Consider the following 17,364-nt stretch of genomic DNA (forward strand, 5'->3'; position numbering starts at 1 on the left):
GAGACCGGATGCGGAAGCTGTCGCCTAGCGGTCATGTCGCACAGTTCTTGATACATCTTTTACTATTGAGTTATGCCGTCGCGTGCATATATCCGTTTATTCTGACATTCATGGCTTCGATCAGCAGTGAAAAGAGCATATTGGACAACGGCTATCAGCTCGTTCCAAGTGAGTTTTCGCTACTGGCTTACGAAGCGGTTTTTAAAAACAAGTATATTTATACCAGCTTCGGCGTTTCGATTTTAGTCACGGTTGTCGGGACGGCGTTAGCGCTGCTCGTTTGCGGAATGGCCGGCTATGCAATGTCGGTTAAGCGTGTCAAGTACAGAAATGCCGTCGCTATGTATTTTTTCATTCCTATGGTTTTTAGCGCCGGTTTGCTGCCTTGGTATTTGGTATCCACGCAGGTATTGCATTTGCAGAATACGATCTGGGCGTTAATACTCCCGGGCTTGGTATCTCCGTTTAACGTATTTTTGATGCGAAACTATTTTATGACGGTTCCGTCCGAAATGATCGAATCGGCGGAGATCGACGGCGCCGGAGTCATGAGAACTTTTCTTAGTATCATCATCCCATTGTCAAAGCCGATAATCGCGACCATCACCTTGTTCATCGGTTTGGCTTATTGGAACGATTGGACAAGCGCGCTGTGGTTCATCGATAATCCCAATTTGTATCCGCTTCAATATATGCTGTACCGGATTCAATCCATCATTAATCTCGTCCGGGAAACCGGAATGATGGGTAACATGAAAATTCCGGGAGAGACTTTCCAGGTTGCTACCTTGTTTGTAACCATCGGTCCGATCATTTTCTTGTATCCGTTTATCCAGCGCTATTTCGTCAAGGGGATCATGATCGGCGCGGTCAAAGGTTAATGTTTTTTCCGGTTTTAAGAAGTTTTTATACAGCGGGGCAACGGTATGAAAACTTTTTAAACATATTAGCTTTTAAAAAAAGGGAGGAATTCAGATGAAAGGATTCAGAAAAACAGTTTTCACAATGTTTGCAGCCTTGTTATCCGTAGCTTTGGTCGCAGGCTGCAGCACGAATTCAAGCAAGACGCCAAGCGGCGGCGACAGTGCAAGTCCCGGCGATAGTGCAAGTGCCGGAAATGGAAGTAAAGTCGTAAAACTGACCGCCGCTTTCCCGGGTCAAGAATCCCCTGCGCAACAAAGCGTATTAAAAGCGATTAACGAAAAACTGAAAGCGGACGGATTGAACATTGAAGTCGACATTAAATATCTTGATGATTATTGGAATAAATTAGCCCTCAATATTGCGGGCGGAACCGTTTACGATGTGGCATGGGCGCATAGCACCACGCTGTCGGATTTGGTAGCCAAGAAGGTGTATCAGCCGATTGACGAAGCGCTTCAAGCTAACGGCGGCGATCTGTTGAAGAACACGCCTGATTATGTGCTCAAAGGCGGTCAAATTCAAGGCAAACAGTACGCCCTCGCTAGAGCGATTCCGATGACAGGGTTTAATAATGTGTATAATATTCGCGGCGACCTGCGCGAAAAGTACGGCATTCCGAAAATTTCTACAGTTGAAGGCTTAGAGGCATATTTCGACGCGATCCTTAAAAACGAGCCGGACATGTATCCGATCGCCGGCGACAACCTCCAGGAATTGTTCCCTGCCTTCGCCAATTACTATTTCCCGATCGGTGACGGAAGCCAATACCCGCTTTATATCGATCCGGCCGATAGCAGCTACACTGTGAAATCGTTCTTGGATTCGGACGCCTTCGCAAAAATCGTTGCGAAGAAGAAAGAATGGAAAGACAAAGGATGGCTGTATGTCGACAACAATTTTAATCACTATGAAGGATTCGATAACGGAAAGGTTGCCGCTGTAGGCGCAAATATTTTCAGCGCATCGGAAAGAATCGACACGGTCACAAGGAACGTTCCGGGAGCGAAGCTGGAAACCGTATACTTGGAACCTCAAACTCGTTATATTTTCTCCGCCGGGGACAATATGCTGGCCGTTCCAAGCACAAGCAAGCATGTGAACGAAGCGGTCGCTTTGATCAACTGGATTAAGAAAGATCAGGCGAACTACGATCTCTGGTCCTACGGAGTCGAAGGCGTAAACTATAAGCTGGCTGACGCCGCCGTCGATGTGAACGGTATTCCTGATAACGACAGGTACAATGCGAATGTATGGATGTGGAACGACCTGCGTCTTGCTCGTTTCTCTACGAACTACCCGAAAGAAGATATCGAAGCATTGAAGGCTTGGGACAGCAATTCCGTTGTCACACCGTTTGTCGGCTTTACATTGGATCAGAGCAAGATTAAATCTCAGATCAGCAACATTCGGGCCATCATGGGCGAGTATATTCCGAATTTGGGTCTGGGCGTAACGGATTACAACGAAGTTAGCGGCGAAATGATGAAAAAGCTGAAGGCAGCAGGTTTGCAAGACGTTATTGATGAAACGCAAAAGCAAATCAACGCTTATGTGGAAGCACAGAAATAATAGAAATTTATAAATTGGTTAAAGGAGTGTGGGCATCTTTCGCAAGGTGCCCACACTTATTACAGGCCGGTTTCCAAAACGTTTCGGATCCAATTCCAAAGGAAAAAGGTGAGTAAGATGAACATCCAGAAAAATAGCAGGCACCCGTTCAATGTATACCTCACTTCGGGCGAATACATGAAGGTGATCGGTGCGCAGGACGGATACTTTCCCGATTTCGGACATCATGTAGCCAATGAGATGGGCGGAGTGTGGCTCCATCCGATTAAGCTGCTGGACGGGTATTGGCTGCGAATTACCGATTTGGACCGAGACATATCCGTCTGGTCCAAGGCGGACGAATATATTACCCACCCGTGGGGGAACGAATTCCGCTACGACCACAATCTCGGGCATATCCCCGTTTCGGTGAAACGGACGCAGTTTGCGCCGGAGTTGGAGAAAGGCTTCATTACCCGCTATGAAATATTCAATTATGCGAAAAGCGAGACGAGGCTGAAGCTGGAGCTGCTTGCGCGCACCGATTTGCGCCCGGTTTGGTTTTCCGAAACGATCGGAATTCGCGACGGCAAAGAAGACGTAATAGAGAAGGTGTCGGACCGCCTCGCTCTTGCGAAGGATTGCGACCACGATTGGTTTGCATTGATCGGCACCGACTTGCCGGGGGAGCAATACGACAGCGGGCAATTGTACGGTCCGGAATTCACGGCCGGCAACGGGCGGGGCGTGAAGTTCGAAACGACCGTAACGTTGAAGCCGCAAGAGCGCATGACATTCCATTTGTTCATTGCCGGTTCCTATTCTTCCAAAGAGGAGTGCGAGCAGACTTATTCCGTTCTTACAGGGGACTACGATAAGCTGCTGAAGGATAAAAAACGCGCATGCGAAGCGGTTCGTGAACGCGCGGAGCTTGTGGTGGAAGGCGAAGACGAGATCAATGAAATTTTCGCCTGGGTGAAGTGGAACACGCAATGGCTCGTTCAACGGGTTGACGGCATCGGTAGAGGGCTGACCGCAGGATCTCCGACCTATCCTTGGTGGTTCGGCTGCGATAACTCGTACTCGCTGCAGGGTGTGCTTGCGATCGGCGATCATCAGCTCGCCAAGGATACTGCCCGTCTTATTCTCGACAGCTCCGTCAGAACGAACGGCAACGGCCGGATCATTCACGAGGTCACAACGATGGGCGCGATCAGCAACCCGGGGAATACGCAGGAAACCGCGCACTATATCGCGTTGGTATGGGAGCTGTACCGCTGGACCGGCGACCGTAGCATATTGGAGCAAAATATCGAGTACTGCGAGAAAGGCATCGATTGGCTGCTGGGCGAAATGGACCCCGACGGCGATTTGCTGCCTTCCGGGTACGGCATTATCGAAATCGCCGGATTGAACATGGAATTGATCGATTCGGCGGTGTATACGGCGAAAGCGGTGCAGGCAGCCGCATTGATGAGCAGGGAGCTCGGAGACGAGCGGAAAGCGGAGCGTTACGAAGAGCTGGCCGGCCGCATCGTCAAAGCCGTGAACGATGTGTATTGGAATGAACGCGAAGGATTGTACTCCGACGCGGTTGCGCCGAAGAAAGACATCGTGCCGAAGGTGGACTTCATGGTTTCCTTGGCGGAAAAAAAGGGATCGGCCGATTATCGCGCGTATCTGGAGAAGCTGCTGGAAGAGACGGACGACGAGAACGAGGACCGCGGATGGATCATCAACAAAAACTGGGTCATATCGACGCCGATGGAAGCCGGAATCGCGGATCGTGAGAAGGGCGAGCGTGCCATCGTCAACATGCGCAACGACGATTTCATCGGCGAGTACGGTTCGTACTTGTGCGGGACGTTCAGACAGCACACGATGACGATCAGCACGGGCGTTCACGCAGTGGCGGAAGCAATGTACGGCGATGCCGAAGCGTCTTTGGATTTGCTAAGGCGCATGAACCGTACGTTCTCCAAGGCGCTGCCCGGCTCCATGAGCGAAATGTCCCCCGATTACGGCTGCGTCGTGCAGGCTTGGACCGTATACGCGCTAGCTGTCCCGATCGTGTCCCATTTTATCGGGCTGCAGCCGGAGGCGCATAACAATCGGCTTTTGATTCGACCGAACATTCCTTCTTCGTGGGAGGGCAAGTGGATTCGGTTGAAGCAAGCCCGCATCGGAGGCGCGAACGTCGACGTTGCCGTGAAATCGGACAATGGGCGGCTGTATGCGGAAATACGGAACGGCGCCGGCTTGGAAGTGACCGTCTCCTGGAACGGAAAGTCCGTTACGAGCGGCGAAACCGACATGAAAGTCGAGCTTTAACGCCTAACGAATTTGAGAGTGTTTGATAGTAATTTGATACGGCAATCGGCCGCTTCCGGTGGTATAAATGGAAATATACTTGCCTTTCGGGAGTGAACGATTTGTTGAAAAAGAACTTCAAGCTAACGGTTTTTATCCTGCTTTTGTCCGTGATGCTCTTCATCGGTGCGGGCTGCGGAAACGGGAAGGAGCCGGCGGGCGTCGACCCGGCTTCGACTCAAGCAATGCAAGAGCCGCAGGAGCTGCCGGAAGCGGGAGATCAGCCGGTGAACAACGGGGATGAAGATCAGACTACGCCAATATTGCTGAATATTGATAAGGCGGAGGACGGCACGCACTTAGGCGATGTATCCGAGCTTGTGCCGGAGGATTTGCCGCTCCCGGACGATCATGAGGTGTATGTGGGGAACGCGACCGGGTACACGAAGATGGAGAACACGCTTCAAATCGTATTCACGTTTTATACGAACGAGGATGAAGCCGCGGTCGTCCATATGTATGAAACGTATATCAAAGGAAAAGGGAGCTTCACAATTTCCAAGGCGACCGATCCTTTGATCAAAATGACCGCAACGGCCATCAATCCGTACCAGCTGTTCGACGTCACTTTACAACCGAGAGAGCAGGGCGGCTACGACGTTTCGATTTCCATTGCTTATAGCGATTTCTAATCATCATCCTTGATGATATAGCATTGGCCGGGTTCGATTTCTTGGAATCCGGCCATTTGCTTTGCCTGATATCGGATCGGCCTGCCGCTGCCGGCTACAATGATGTTTTTCGTCTCCGCCGTTCCGCCATGCGAAAGCGAGAACGCCTTCGTGTAATCGAAAACCTCGCCTAATGTCGTAAAAACCGCGCGAATGAAACCGTCGTTCTCGCCCCTGCCCATCAGGTTCAGGATGATCGTTCCTTCTCGAGTCAGCTTTTGTGCGGCCATGGCGAAGAATTGTAAAGAAAGCAGCGTATACGGGGTCCCTTTTTCAGTAAAGGCGTCTACAATAATGTAATCGTAGACATGCGAAGCTTCCCGCTCGAGCAGTCCGCGTCCGTCGCCGATCCGTACATAGTCGCGTCGGGAACCGAAATACGCCGTGCTGATTTCCGCGACATGTTCGTCGACCTCGGCAACGGTGAAATGTTTGTCGGGATAACGTCCTGCAATGGTACCGATTCCATGACCGATCATGAAGACGTTCTCGAAGGCCGGGTCGTTCAGCTCCATCAAGTGGATGATCGCCCGAGGATATTCGAGAACGATCCGCTCCGGACGTTTCAAATCCATCGCGCCTTGCACGGCCCCGTCGGCAAATTGCAGCACGCGGAAGCTGCCCTTTTCGCCGTATAGCTCATTCGTTTCGTACACCATAATCCCGTGACGGGCGTAAATCGCTTCTGTCCGATTGCGCATGAGTCGTTCCAATCCTTGTCTATCTGTTTTCATGACTCCATCATACCATGCGGCCCGCCGGGAAAGAGAACGGTTGAAGGGGATTTGGCGCGAGTGTCGAATTGTTGTCAGCAGGTAAAGGAGGAATCCATATGTCAATGAATCGCAAGCCTCGGAACATGATGGACGAAATCGATGCGGCCGTAGTGCCGGAAGGATGCGTCGCCGTTTGGTTTGTCGGGCAGGAAAGCATCATTCTGAAAGGGAAGGAAACGGTTATTTACATCGACCCCTGGGTGTCGGATGAGCTGGAACGCAAAGGCGCTAAGCGGGATTTCGAGCCGCCGTTCCGTCCCGAAGACATCCGCCGGGCGGATGTATGCCTCATTACGCACGAGCACGACGATCATCTTGACGAAGGCACGATCCGCGTCATGGCGCGCAGCTGCCCGGAGACCCGGTACGTGGCGCCTGTCTTTTGCCGCGATAAGCTGCTGAACTGCGGAGCAACGGAGGATCGCTTGACGATTGCGGCAACCGGCGAGCCGCTTACTTTCGGCGAGGCGCATATTGTCCCCGTTCCTGCGGCGCACGAAAGTTTGGAGACCGACGAACACGGAAGGCACCGGTACGTCGGGTATGTAATAAATATGAACGGGGTTACCGTTTATCATGCGGGCGATACGGTCGTTTATCCCGGACTTGTGGATTCGCTTGCAAACTATAAGATCGATCTCGGGCTGCTTCCGATCAACGGCGGCGATTACTTCCGCCGAGAGCGGGGCATCGTCGGCAACATGGATTATCGGGAGGCGGCGGAGGTTGCGGTCGCATCCGGCATGGAAACCGTCATCCCTCTGCATTACGACGGATTCGGCTCGAACGGGGAGAAGCCGGGCGATTTTGTCCAGTATTTATTTGAAAAGCACCCTTATCAAAAATTTCACGTCATGGCCCAGGCGGAACGCTTCGTGTATGTTTCGCCGCGTGCATTCGGTTAAAGGAGTCCTATCATTTGGAACAACGACGAATTCAAACAAACGGTACTGAACTTTATGTGGAGCTCTATGGATCGCCAAACGCTCAGGAAACTTTATTTTTACTTCACCCAGGCGGGTTTAACTTATTTGTCTGGCATAACATCATTCCGTTGCTTGAAAGACAGTTTCGGATCGTTGCGGTTGACCTCCGCGGTCACGGACAATCCGCCTTAGCCGAATATGGTTACGAAATGACCAATCAAGCGAACGATCTCATCGGCGTTATGGATGCTTTGGGAATAGACAGCGCGCACATGATCGGGAACTCGCTTGGAACGGACGTCGCCGTGCATCTCGCTGCGATTCGTCCGGAACGGGTTCGAACGCTTGTCAACATTGATGCGGGCATGTTGAATTTTATCGGACCGAACGGAGAGGTTGAAGGGACGAAGGAACAATTAGTTGCCGGGAGGCTTCAACGCGCTATTGTCGAATTTCGCGACCGCGATGCTTTCGGTGAGTACATACGCGCCAATTATTCCGGCTTAGGCGAACAATACGTACGCAGAACGTCCGAGTCCGCTCCGCTCCGTCTGCTGAGCAACGGCAACGTGACGCACCAAATGCCCAACGAAATCGGCGCACGGCTCACGGCAGCATGGTGCGATATGAAATTCGAAGACTGTTATCCGAGCATTCAATGTCCCGTATTATTTTTGCCGGCCGAACAAGAGGCAAAGCTTAAGGAAAAGTTAGCTTCGATCGAATTGCACCGGCTTCACTTGCCGCATGCGGAAGTCGATGTCATTCCGGGGACAACCCACATACCGCTGGTTACCCATGCACAAGAGCTAAGTGACCGCATTTCGCTCTTTATTCGCCAACACACGGCATAATATTGCGCCTTGCTTCGAAACCCGAGCTAGTTCGAATGTACCGACGACGTATACATTAAAACTGGACGAAGGTAAGAAAGGATTGATAGCGGTGTATGAGCATCTCGTAGTATTCAAGTTTAATGGCAATATCACACCGGACAAGCAGCAGGATCTGCTGGACCGGCTGCTGTCGTTCCGAGGGAGGATTCCGGGGATCGTCGATATGAGCGCGGGCATCAATGTGACGGAAGAAACGGAAAATATACACGGCTATTCGCTCGGACTCCGGGTTACGTTCGAGAGCCTCGATGCTCTCCGTGCCTACGGGCCGCATCCGGTACATCAGCAATTCGTGAAGTCGCTGGACGGCATATTGGAGAACGTTGTAGTGGCCGATTATCCGAAGGTATAGCTATAAATCGCAAGCGAGTCCGCACGTGCAGCGGTGTTTGCCGAACAGCAGCGGATAGCTCCATGAAAACTCTTGGTTGATCCGTTGAACCTCTTTGGCAAACTCCTCCGCATCCTTGGGCACCGGCCCAAGACGGTCGGCTTTCTCCTGGGTGTCGATCACCGCGCCCGGGGGAACGAACCGTCCGTCTTTAATCCGCACCTATCGTGACCTATATGCATGATATGTGCTATTCCAATGGAAACATGCAAGTTTCTTCCCGTCTTGCTACCCCCTTCTGCGCTAACGGACACCACAGACGTTATATAGCCATTTTGTCCGCCGCCGTGCCGCTAACGGACGCCACAGACGCTAAATCCCGATTTTTGGCGCTGATCCCTGCTTTTTCGAGGCAATAACTGCAGTGGTGTCCCTTACAATTGCAAACTTCATTCACAACGCCGAATAACTGCATCCCTGACCGTTAGGAGCGATCCGCCGGAAGCAAAGCTAAAAATTATGCTATAATTGATTGAAATTAGTACTTGCAGAGGATGCATCGACCGATCATGAATGAGGCTCAAACTACCAAGCACCACAAGCTGTTTATTATAGGCGCAGGCGCCGCAGGACTTATGGCCGCCGTTACTGCACGAGACCTGGGGATCGATACTGCCATTCTGGAAAGAAACGACCGGATTGGGAAGAAAATATTAATGACAGGCGACGGCCGCTGCAACATTACGAACGAATCCACTGCGACGGGTACGGACGAAGCGGCGGCATTATCGCGTAAGTTTCACGGCAGTCAGGCCGAGTTCCCGCTTCCTGTGCTGCGGCAATTCGGCATCCGTCAAACGATTGATTTCTTCCATGTACTCGGGCTTCCGCTTACCAGCTTGAAAGAGGGCTTCATGTATCCGATGTCGCTGCAGGCTTCGTCCGTGTTGGATATATTCGAGCTGGCGCTGGAGGATCGGAACGTTCCGGTATATTTAGGCCGCAAAGTGGCGGATGTTACCGTATCGACGGATCATCCGCGCTTCACGATTACGTGCCAAACCGAAGCAGGAGAGCAGGAGGTCTATACAAGCGAATACCTGTTTTTATGTACGGGCGGCCTTACCGGCCAGAACGCGGGAACGGACGGCTCCGGGTATGCGCTGGCCCAACGCTTGGGGCACACCTTGGTCGAGCCTGTGCCGGCCATCGTGCAATTGAGGGTGCAATATCCGCATATGAAGGCGTTGTCCGGCATCAAACTCCAAGGACAAGCCCGGATCATCGTGAACGGTAAAGCCGTCCAAAGCGAAGCCGGCGAAATTCATTTCGCCGAATACGGCCTCTCCGGACCGCCGATTCTTCAGCTCAGCCGGAAGGCTGCTTATCATCTCGCAAAAAAACAATCCGTGACCGTCTCCGTCGATTTGATGCCGGGCCGCACGGAGGAAGAAGTAGTTGAATTTTTGGAGATGAACTGGGAAACGTTCGCGCACCGGACGGTTGCGGAATCGTTCGTCGGGTTTTTGCACAAGAAGCTGATTCCCGTCTTGCTCAAGGAAGCGGGAATCGATCAACAGCCGAACCTTCTTTGCCAGGATTTATCGTGGAATACGAAGGGAATCTTCTATCGATTATTGAAGCGTTGGGAATTTAAAGTAACCGACACCAACAGCTTCGAGAACGCGCAAGCGACAGCCGGCGGCATTAATACGAAGGAACTCGTCGAAGGAACGTTGGAATCCAAGCTCGTGCCCGGTCTCTACTTGGCCGGCGAGGTGATGGATGTCGACGGCGACTTCGGCGGCTATAACCTGCAGTGGGCCTGGAGCTCCGGCTATGCGGCAGCAATGGCGCTCGGCAAACATATTTAAAATTAAAACCACTGGAAAAAGGAATGCATCGACCAATTATGTATGAGTCTCAGACATCTAAGCACCATGAATTGTTCATCATCGGTGCGGGCGCTTCAGGGCTAATGGCCGCCGTTACCGCGCGAGACCTGGGGATCGATACGGCCATCATTGAAAGCAACGACCGGGTCGGAAAGAAGGTGTTGACGACCGGGAACGGGCGCTGCAACATTACGAATCAATCCACCGCACAGGGCGCGGACGAGGCGGCCGCTTTAGCGCAAAAGTACCACAGCAGCCAACCGGAATTTCCGCTGCCTGTGCTGCAGCAATTCGGCGTCCGGCAAACCGTCGATTTCTTCAACTCGCTCGGCCTTCCGCTGGTCGCCATAGAAAACGGCCGGATGTATCCGATGTCGCTGCAGGCTGCATCGGTGCTGGAGGTTTTCCGAATCGCGCTGGAGGATCGGAACGTTCCGATCTACTTCAAGACGAAGGTGTTGGACGTTACCGTATCGACGGAGCATCCGCGGTTTAAAATTTTATGCCAGACTGAGACAGAGGAACAGGTCGTCTATACCAGCGATTACCTCTTCCTGTGTACGGGCGGCCTTACCGCTCCGAAAACAGGAACGGACGGCTCCGGGTATACGCTCGCTCAACGTTTGGGACATACGCTCATCGACCCGGTGCCGGGGATCGTGCAGTTGAAGCTGGATTATCCGTATCTGAAGGAGCTGTCCGGCGTCAAATTCGAAGGTCTCGGTCATATTGTCGTAAACGGCGAAGTGATCCGCAGCGAATACGGGGAAATTTTGTTTACGGACTACGGCGCCTCCGGCCCGCCGATTCTCCAGTTAAGCCGGAAGGCTGCGTATCGGCTTGCAAAAGGAGAAACCGTAATATTATCGCTCGATATGATGCCGGACCGAACGGAGGAAGAGGTCGCCGATTTTCTGGATACGCATTGGGGAATGTTCGGACACCGGACGGTTGCGGCTTCTTTGATCGGCATCCTAAACAAAAAGCTGATTCCCGTCCTGCTGAAAGAGGCGGAGATCGATCAGCAGCCGAACCTGCTATGTCAGGATTTATCGTGGAAAACAAAAAAAATATTGTGCCGCCTCATGAAGCGTTGGGAATTTATTGTGACCGATACGAATGGCTTTGCGCATGCGCAAACGACGGCCGGCGGCATCGATACGTCGGAGTTAAAGGAAGGAACGCTGGAATCCAAGCTCGTGCCCGGGCTTTATTTGGCCGGCGAGGTGATGGATGTGGATGGGGATTGCGGAGGATATAATCTGCAATGGGCCTGGAGCTCCGGCTATTCGGCCGCGATGGCGCTTGCAGATCAGCTTACCGGAAATTCGGTTCGCTGAACAAAGAAGGAATTCAATAGCGGTATGAAGAACCTAAAGGCTTGTCCCTCTTCACGGGGACGAGCTTTTTTCATTCTAAGGCGTTTGATGGATTTTCGGTTGACGAATGAAGCAAATACACTTACTTTTGAAGCAGGAAACGGATGGGAGGCGTGAATGAATTGAAGACGGTGACAGTGAAACAGCTTGTGGACCGGTTTTCTCTCGAAGTGCTTGCGGGAGGAGACCGGCTGCTGCGGCCGATTACGGAAGCCCGGGTTCATCGGCCCGGTCTGGAATTCGTCGGCTATTTCGAATATTATCCGCAAGGCCGCGTTCAGCTGCTGGGTCGAAGGGAAATTACATACTTGCACCGCCAGAGCGAAGAAGACCGGAATCTGCACATCGGAAATATCGTCAAATATCATCCGCCGTGCTTTGTCGTAACTAGAAACCAAGACGGCTTGAAATATTTGTTGAAATACTGCGAGCAGGAGGGCATTCCGCTGCTGCGTACGCCCGAAGCTACGACGAAGTTTCAAGAGCTGGTAGACAGCTACTTGGCGAAGGCGCTCGCCGAGGAAATCGCCATTCACGGCGTCTGCGTGAACGTATCGGGGATCGGCGTGCTGCTGCGCGGAAAGTCCGGCGTCGGAAAGAGCGAAACCGCCCATACGCTAATCCGCCGGGGGCACCGGCTCGTCGCGGACGATATCGTCGTCCTGAAACGTATTAATTCCGAGACGCTGCTAGGCACGCATAACGGCAAAACAAGAGAGTTTCTTGCGCTGCGCAGCATCGGGCTGATTAACGTCTCCCGGTTGTACGGCAGAAGCTCGTTCCAAGACGAAACCAGAGTCGTGCTCGATATCGAGCTTAAGCAATGGGAGAAGGATCAGCTGAATAATGAGCTGGAGGTGGAGCAGCGATTCTCGCAATATCTCGATGTGAATATCCCGCATATTGAAATTCAGCTTCAGCCGGGAAGGGATGTGGCGGGACTTGTCGAAGCCGCCGCAAACAATTGGTATCTCCGCCGGGAAGGCTACAGCGCGGCCGAGGACTTTATGAGGCGCCTTGAAAATCCATAATGATGAACAGAGCAATTCATAAGAAACTCCCCTTCTAAAGTTGCCTTATACTTGAGTTAAGCTGACGAAGGAGGAAATTACTTATGAGCGTTGTAGAGGATTTGTTGGAGGAACTTCGGCGGGAGGCGCTGTCCACACGCCGTATTTTGGAGCGCATTCCGGAAGCTCGCATGGCTTGGAAGCCGCATCCTAAATCGATGTCACTCGGGCAGTTGGCCTTGCATACGGCAGGATTGCCCGGAGGCTTGGCCATGCTGCTGAATGTCCCCGTTCGGGAAGTGCCGATTGTGCCTCTTCCGGAAGCGGCAACCGTTTCGGAGATTCTCGCGGTGTTGGACGAGCAAGTAGCCGTAGCGCAGCAAGTCTTTTGTTCGTGGAGCGATGAATACGTTCGCGACACCTTTCGATTGGCGGCGCAAGGCACAATCATCCTTGAGACACCGCGTCTCGAGCTGGTGCGAACGCTGCTTTTCAATCGCTGGCACCATCATCGGGGACAGCTTACGGTCTATCTTCGGTTACTTGATGTGCCGGTTCCAGGTATTTACGGTCCCAGCGCCGATGAATGAAACAGTACTTTGCGTTCGATAAGGCTTTGGCGGCCGCTTCCCGTAAATCCGGGAGGCGGCCTTTTCGTTTGACCTGTTCCCAAAAAGCACAAAAAGACAGGATTGCGTATTCGTTTCGTGATAGCATTTTCTCGAGAAAACTATCGTTAGAAGGGAGAGAGTTTGATGAGAAGCATCGCATTAGGCTTAATGATCGCAGTCGCAGTTTTGTTTTCCGTTTCATTCGCTTCTGCCAAGGAAAAGGAGAATGGTGCATTGCAAACCGTACATTACGTCGCTCTAGGAGACTCCATTGCGGCAGGACAAACCCCGTATGGAACATTCGACCTCAGTTATGCGGATTATTTGAAGGATTACTTTGAAAAGTTTCATTATCATGTTGCCGATTATACGAATTTTGCCGTTACGGGTTATACGAGCGAACAATTAAAAGACGATATGCTGACGAATGACAGTGTGAGGAACAAAATAAAAGAAGCGTCGGTCGTAACGATCGATATCGGAGCCAACGATTTGTTCCGTAAGCTCCTGTCGGATCCGGCCAACGCTTCGGAAGGCATATCGAGCGCAAGCGCGAATTTGCAGATCATCCTTAGTACGATTGACGAGTTGAATCCGAATGCACGCGTTTACGTAATGGGTTATTATAATCCGTTTGCTTATTATCCGGAACAGGCACAGCAGTTTTTGGCGCCGTTCATTACCTCCTTGAATTCGGAAATCGAAATGCGCGCCGAAGCGAATGGCGATACTTACGTGCCGACCGACAAAAAGGTAGATCGGCATTATAAAAAATATATGCCGAATCCGGACGATAATCATTTGAATGCGGAGGGATACCAAGTCATAGCAAAGGAATTTTGGAAAGCGATTCGAACGAATTGACACCTTTAATCTTACTTTTCGCTAAATGAATCTTAATTTTATGTATCGTGAATCGTGCGGACTTGGTCGTACAATAGAGTCATAATCCGATCGCGAATGAGAGGGATATGATGATGACACGGACCAATATTCCGTTACCTGAGCCTAGAATCGCACATTTCGAACGGTTGGGCTTCGGGATGTTTATTCATTGGGGTTTATATTCGCAGCTGGGACAAGGCGAATGGATTCAACATCTCGGAAACATCCCGATGCAGGAGTACGTAAAGCTGCAGCATACGTTCACCGCCGCCGACTTCGATGCGAGGGAAATCGCGCGCATCGCCAAACAGTCCGGCATGAACTATATAACGATTACGACTCGCCATCACGACGGCTTCTCCTTGTACGATACGCGGGGGCTGAACGAGTACGACGCGCCGCACAGCCCGGCGGGGCGCGACTTGATCGCCGAATTCGTAACGGCGTGCCGCGAGGAAGATTTGCTGCCGATGCTGTATCATACGACGCTGGACTGGCGCGAGGAAAGCTTCAAGAACGATTTCGACGCTTATCTCGATTATTTGTACAAGTCCGTTGAAATGTTGTGTACGCATTACGGGAAAATCGGCGGCTTATGGTTTGACGGGAACTGGAGCAAGCCGGATGCGGACTGGAAGCTCGACGAGCTGTACGGCATGATCCGCCGGCTTCAACCCGACGCGCTCATTATTAACAACACGGGGTTGGACCATCGCGGAGCGACGGGACACCCGGAAATCGACAGCGTAACGTTCGAGCAAGGACGTCCCGAGCCGATGAACAGAGAAGGCATGAAGAAATACGTCGCGGCCGAAATGTGCGAAACGATCAACGATCATTGGGGGATCGGCACCAAAGATTTCGCATACAAATCGGTGCCGTATTTGATCGAGAGCTTGTGCGCTTGCCGCAAGGTGGGAGCGAACTATTTGCTGAACATGGGACCGACCGCAACCGGACGCATACTGCCGATTCAGCGGCATTTGTTGGAGACGGTCGGCGAGTGGATCGCCCTAAACCGAAAGCCGATTTACGAAGGAAAACCGAGCAAGGTAAAGGGCGAAGGGAGCAACTTCGTTCTGGAAACGCCGGACGGGAAGCTGTATGCGTTCATCTACCATTTAAAAATTAGCGGTCACGAGCATGTAACGGCAGGCGGGGGCGGTGCAGGCGACAAAACGTTCACCGGACTCTCGCGCAAAATCCGGTCGGTCCGCTGGCTCGACAATGGGGAAGAGCTTCCGTTCAAGCAGGATGAAGCCGCCGGATCGTTTACATTCAACGCAACGGGATACCCGTACGGAATGAATCTGGTCGTGAGGGTAGCCGAAATCGAAGCCGAAGCCGAAGCCGATGCCAATTAAATGAAACCGTTGCTCAAGGACCGATCGGAGGTGCGATCGGTCTATTTTTTATATCGAAAAAATAGAAAGTATCCGTTAAAATAGTCTAATGCAAGTCATGTGACTGGATACGGGTGAGGCTGTATTGTTTCTTTTCGACTATATCGTTAATTTATCCATATTTTCACTGTTGGTCAGTACGCCGCTTGTCATCCGATCGTTCATCTATGATCGGCCGCTGAAGCAGCCGCACTTTTGGACCGGCCTCTATGCGGGGCTCGTTTCCGTAATCCTTGTTATGCTGGCGGTAAAGCAGGACGGTTACTCTTACGACATAAGGTATGCCGCCGTAATTTTGGTATTTGCATATCTTGGTCCTATTCCGGGCATGATCACCGGCAGTTTCGCCTTGCTTACAAGGCTGGCTTCGAACGGTAACTGGACGCCGGCCATCATCGGCTGGATTTTCATTATGCTGGTATTTTGCGGCTTAAATGTTTTTATTCAAAAGCTCACTCCGCTCAAAAGATGCGCCGCGCTTTTCGCAGCCTATATTGTGCTTTATTCGTGCACGGCGCTTTTCTTCCGCATTCTGGAGCATCAGCCGCTTTTCCATATCCAGTATTTATTGTTTGTCGGCCTGGGGGTAACCCTCGGGGGGTTGTTGATTGAAGCGAATGAGAGGCTCCGCAGAACGATTAAGGAAAAACAAATCGTAGAGCGAACGCTTGAGGAAAGCGAATCGAAATACCGGTTGATCGCCGACAATACTTCCGATTTGATCATGGTGCTGGATTGCGATCATTCCGTTAGCTATTTCTCGCCTTCGCACGAGTGTTTACTAGGGTTTCAAGCCCATGAGCTGGAAAATGCGGAAATCCAAGAGCTGCTGCATCCGGACGATGTGCCGATTTTTAAGCATGCCGTGAAAAGCATGTTTGAAGATCGGGGAGCGCAGTCTACATCCATAGGGTTTCGGTTGAAGCATAAGGAAGGCCGCTGGATCGAGTTTGAATCCCGCTGCAGGCCGGTGAAAGGCGAATTCGATCGAATCGAGCATATCGTCATCATTAGCCGGGATATTTCCGAACGGAAAAAAGCGGAAGAAATTTTGCTGCAATCGGAAAAGCTGTCCATCGTCGGAAAGCTGGCGGCCGGTGTGGCGCACGAAATTCGGAACCCGCTAACGACCATCAAAGGGTTTCTCCAAGTATATCAGAAGGAGTATCCGACGCTGAAGTACAGCGATTTGCTCCTAAGCGAGCTGGAACGAATCGAGACGATTACAAGCGAGCTTCTCTCTTTGGCTAAGCCCCAAGCGGTTCGGCAAACCCGAACGGATGTGAAGGAGCTGCTTGAATACACGATTGAGTTTCTGACGCCGCAAGCGCTTATGAACAATATTCAATTCAGACAACAATTTGAACCGGCAAGTTTTCCGGTCGTCTGCGAAGAAAACCAGTTAAAGCAGGTATTTCTCAATATTTTGAAAAATGCGATCGAGTCTATGCCTAATGGCGGATTCATCGGCGTCAGCTTGCGTAAAGATGCGGAGCACGGGTGTCTGATTACGATACAAGACGAAGGCTGCGGAATACCGGAGGAGCTGCTGGGTCAGCTGGGGCAGCCCTTTTATAGTTTGAAGGAAAAAGGAACCGGACTTGGCCTTATGATCAGCCATCGGATTATCGAGCAGCACAACGGCACGATTTCGTATCGGAGCAAGATCAATGAAGGCACCCTGATTGAGATTAGACTTCCGATGGCGGGTTGAACGAATCGGAATGCAATCGGATGAC

At 51.6% G+C, this 17,364-nt stretch carries 16 protein-coding genes; 14 read left to right on the plus strand and 2 right to left on the minus strand.

What is annotated here, in order from left to right:
- Positions 1–8 precede the first annotated feature (8 nt).
- The 4 genes from PT964_RS08135 to PT964_RS08150 all read left to right on the plus strand — a co-directional run bounded on the left by PT964_RS08135 (position 9) and on the right by PT964_RS08150 (position 5,474).
- The gene (locus PT964_RS08135; RefSeq protein WP_274362848.1) at positions 9–881 is read left to right on the plus strand and encodes a carbohydrate ABC transporter permease; all 873 of its coding nucleotides are present in this window, start codon (positions 9–11) and stop codon (positions 879–881) included.
- 94 nt (positions 882–975) lie between these two features.
- Positions 976–2,493, plus strand: a complete 1,518-nt coding sequence (locus PT964_RS08140) for an ABC transporter substrate-binding protein (protein WP_274362849.1) — start codon at positions 976–978, stop codon at positions 2,491–2,493.
- A 117-nt stretch (positions 2,494–2,610) separates the two neighbouring features.
- On the plus strand, positions 2,611–4,803 hold the full coding sequence (locus PT964_RS08145) for an alpha-L-rhamnosidase-related protein (RefSeq protein ID WP_274362850.1): 2,193 nt from the start codon (positions 2,611–2,613) through the stop codon (positions 4,801–4,803).
- 101 nt (positions 4,804–4,904) lie between these two features.
- A complete protein-coding gene (locus PT964_RS08150) occupies positions 4,905–5,474 on the plus strand; it encodes a hypothetical protein (protein WP_274362851.1) in 570 nt (189 codons plus the stop codon).
- Here PT964_RS08150 and PT964_RS08155 read toward each other — a convergent pair.
- Positions 5,471–6,214 (minus strand): spermidine synthase, encoded by a 744-nt coding sequence (locus PT964_RS08155; RefSeq protein WP_274362852.1) that lies wholly within the window; start codon positions 6,212–6,214, stop codon positions 5,471–5,473. The two genes, PT964_RS08150 and PT964_RS08155, sit on opposite strands and share 4 nt — an antisense overlap.
- Positions 6,215–6,345: 131 nt before the next feature.
- Between PT964_RS08155 and PT964_RS08160 the strand changes: the two genes are divergently transcribed.
- The 3 genes from PT964_RS08160 (at position 6,346) to PT964_RS08170 (ending at position 8,463) form a co-directional block, all read left to right on the plus strand.
- Positions 6,346–7,194 (plus strand): MBL fold metallo-hydrolase, encoded by an 849-nt coding sequence (locus PT964_RS08160; RefSeq protein WP_274362853.1) that lies wholly within the window; start codon positions 6,346–6,348, stop codon positions 7,192–7,194.
- A 14-nt stretch (positions 7,195–7,208) separates the two neighbouring features.
- On the plus strand, positions 7,209–8,069 hold the full coding sequence (locus PT964_RS08165; protein WP_274362854.1) for an alpha/beta fold hydrolase: 861 nt from the start codon (positions 7,209–7,211) through the stop codon (positions 8,067–8,069).
- A 91-nt stretch (positions 8,070–8,160) separates the two neighbouring features.
- Positions 8,161–8,463, plus strand: coding sequence for a Dabb family protein (locus PT964_RS08170; RefSeq protein WP_274362941.1), 303 nt, complete (start codon positions 8,161–8,163; stop codon positions 8,461–8,463).
- Here the strand turns inward: PT964_RS08170 and PT964_RS08175 are convergent, their stop codons facing one another.
- Positions 8,464–8,664: an LbetaH domain-containing protein gene (locus tag PT964_RS08175; RefSeq protein ID WP_337995015.1), complete on the minus strand. Its 201-nt coding sequence runs from the start codon at positions 8,662–8,664 to the stop codon at positions 8,464–8,466.
- Between the two features lie 347 nt (positions 8,665–9,011).
- Here PT964_RS08175 and PT964_RS08180 point away from each other — a divergent pair, with 347 nt between their 5' ends.
- The 7 genes from PT964_RS08180 to PT964_RS08210 all read left to right on the plus strand — a co-directional run bounded on the left by PT964_RS08180 (position 9,012) and on the right by PT964_RS08210 (position 17,339).
- On the plus strand, positions 9,012–10,316 hold the full coding sequence (locus tag PT964_RS08180) for a BaiN/RdsA family NAD(P)/FAD-dependent oxidoreductase (protein ID WP_274362855.1): 1,305 nt from the start codon (positions 9,012–9,014) through the stop codon (positions 10,314–10,316).
- 38 nt (positions 10,317–10,354) lie between these two features.
- Entirely contained in the window at positions 10,355–11,677 is a 1,323-nt protein-coding gene (locus tag PT964_RS08185; RefSeq protein ID WP_274362856.1) for a BaiN/RdsA family NAD(P)/FAD-dependent oxidoreductase, read from the plus strand.
- Positions 11,678–11,838: 161 nt separating this feature from the next.
- Positions 11,839–12,747, plus strand: coding sequence for an HPr(Ser) kinase/phosphatase (gene hprK, locus PT964_RS08190; RefSeq protein WP_274362857.1), 909 nt, complete (start codon positions 11,839–11,841; stop codon positions 12,745–12,747).
- Positions 12,748–12,830: 83 nt separating this feature from the next.
- Positions 12,831–13,316, plus strand: a complete 486-nt coding sequence (locus tag PT964_RS08195) for a DinB family protein (protein WP_274362858.1) — start codon at positions 12,831–12,833, stop codon at positions 13,314–13,316.
- Positions 13,317–13,481: 165 nt separating this feature from the next.
- Positions 13,482–14,201 carry an SGNH/GDSL hydrolase family protein gene (locus PT964_RS08200; RefSeq protein ID WP_274362859.1) on the plus strand — a complete coding sequence of 240 codons (720 nt, stop codon included), beginning with the start codon at positions 13,482–13,484 and terminating at the stop codon, positions 14,199–14,201.
- Between the two features lie 113 nt (positions 14,202–14,314).
- The gene (locus PT964_RS08205) at positions 14,315–15,586 is read left to right on the plus strand and encodes an alpha-L-fucosidase (protein WP_274362860.1); all 1,272 of its coding nucleotides are present in this window, start codon (positions 14,315–14,317) and stop codon (positions 15,584–15,586) included.
- A 124-nt stretch (positions 15,587–15,710) separates the two neighbouring features.
- Positions 15,711–17,339 carry an ATP-binding protein gene (locus PT964_RS08210; protein WP_274362861.1) on the plus strand — a complete coding sequence of 543 codons (1,629 nt, stop codon included), beginning with the start codon at positions 15,711–15,713 and terminating at the stop codon, positions 17,337–17,339.
- Positions 17,340–17,364 lie beyond the last annotated feature (25 nt).

This window comes from Paenibacillus thermotolerans, assembly GCF_028745515.1.
GTDB lineage: Bacteria > Bacillota > Bacilli > Paenibacillales > YIM-B00363 > Paenibacillus_AE > Paenibacillus_AE thermotolerans.

Bases quoted from the DNA above. Each gene is read 5' to 3' on its own strand.
- PT964_RS08135 (WP_274362848.1), top strand. From the start codon at position 9: ATGCGGAAGCTGTCGCCTAGCGGTCATGTCGCACAGTTCTTGATACAT.
- PT964_RS08140 (WP_274362849.1), top strand. From the start codon at position 976: ATGAAAGGATTCAGAAAAACAGTTTTCACAATGTTTGCAGCCTTGTTA.
- PT964_RS08145 (WP_274362850.1), top strand. From the start codon at position 2,611: ATGAACATCCAGAAAAATAGCAGGCACCCGTTCAATGTATACCTCACT.
- PT964_RS08155 (WP_274362852.1), bottom strand. From the start codon at position 6,214: ATGCGCAATCGGACAGAAGCGATTTACGCCCGTCACGGGATTATGGTG.
- PT964_RS08160 (WP_274362853.1), top strand. From the start codon at position 6,346: ATGTCAATGAATCGCAAGCCTCGGAACATGATGGACGAAATCGATGCG.
- PT964_RS08180 (WP_274362855.1), top strand. From the start codon at position 9,012: ATGAATGAGGCTCAAACTACCAAGCACCACAAGCTGTTTATTATAGGC.
- PT964_RS08185 (WP_274362856.1), top strand. From the start codon at position 10,355: ATGTATGAGTCTCAGACATCTAAGCACCATGAATTGTTCATCATCGGT.
- PT964_RS08195 (WP_274362858.1), top strand. From the start codon at position 12,831: ATGAGCGTTGTAGAGGATTTGTTGGAGGAACTTCGGCGGGAGGCGCTG.
- PT964_RS08200 (WP_274362859.1), top strand. From the start codon at position 13,482: ATGAGAAGCATCGCATTAGGCTTAATGATCGCAGTCGCAGTTTTGTTT.
- PT964_RS08205 (WP_274362860.1), top strand. From the start codon at position 14,315: ATGACACGGACCAATATTCCGTTACCTGAGCCTAGAATCGCACATTTC.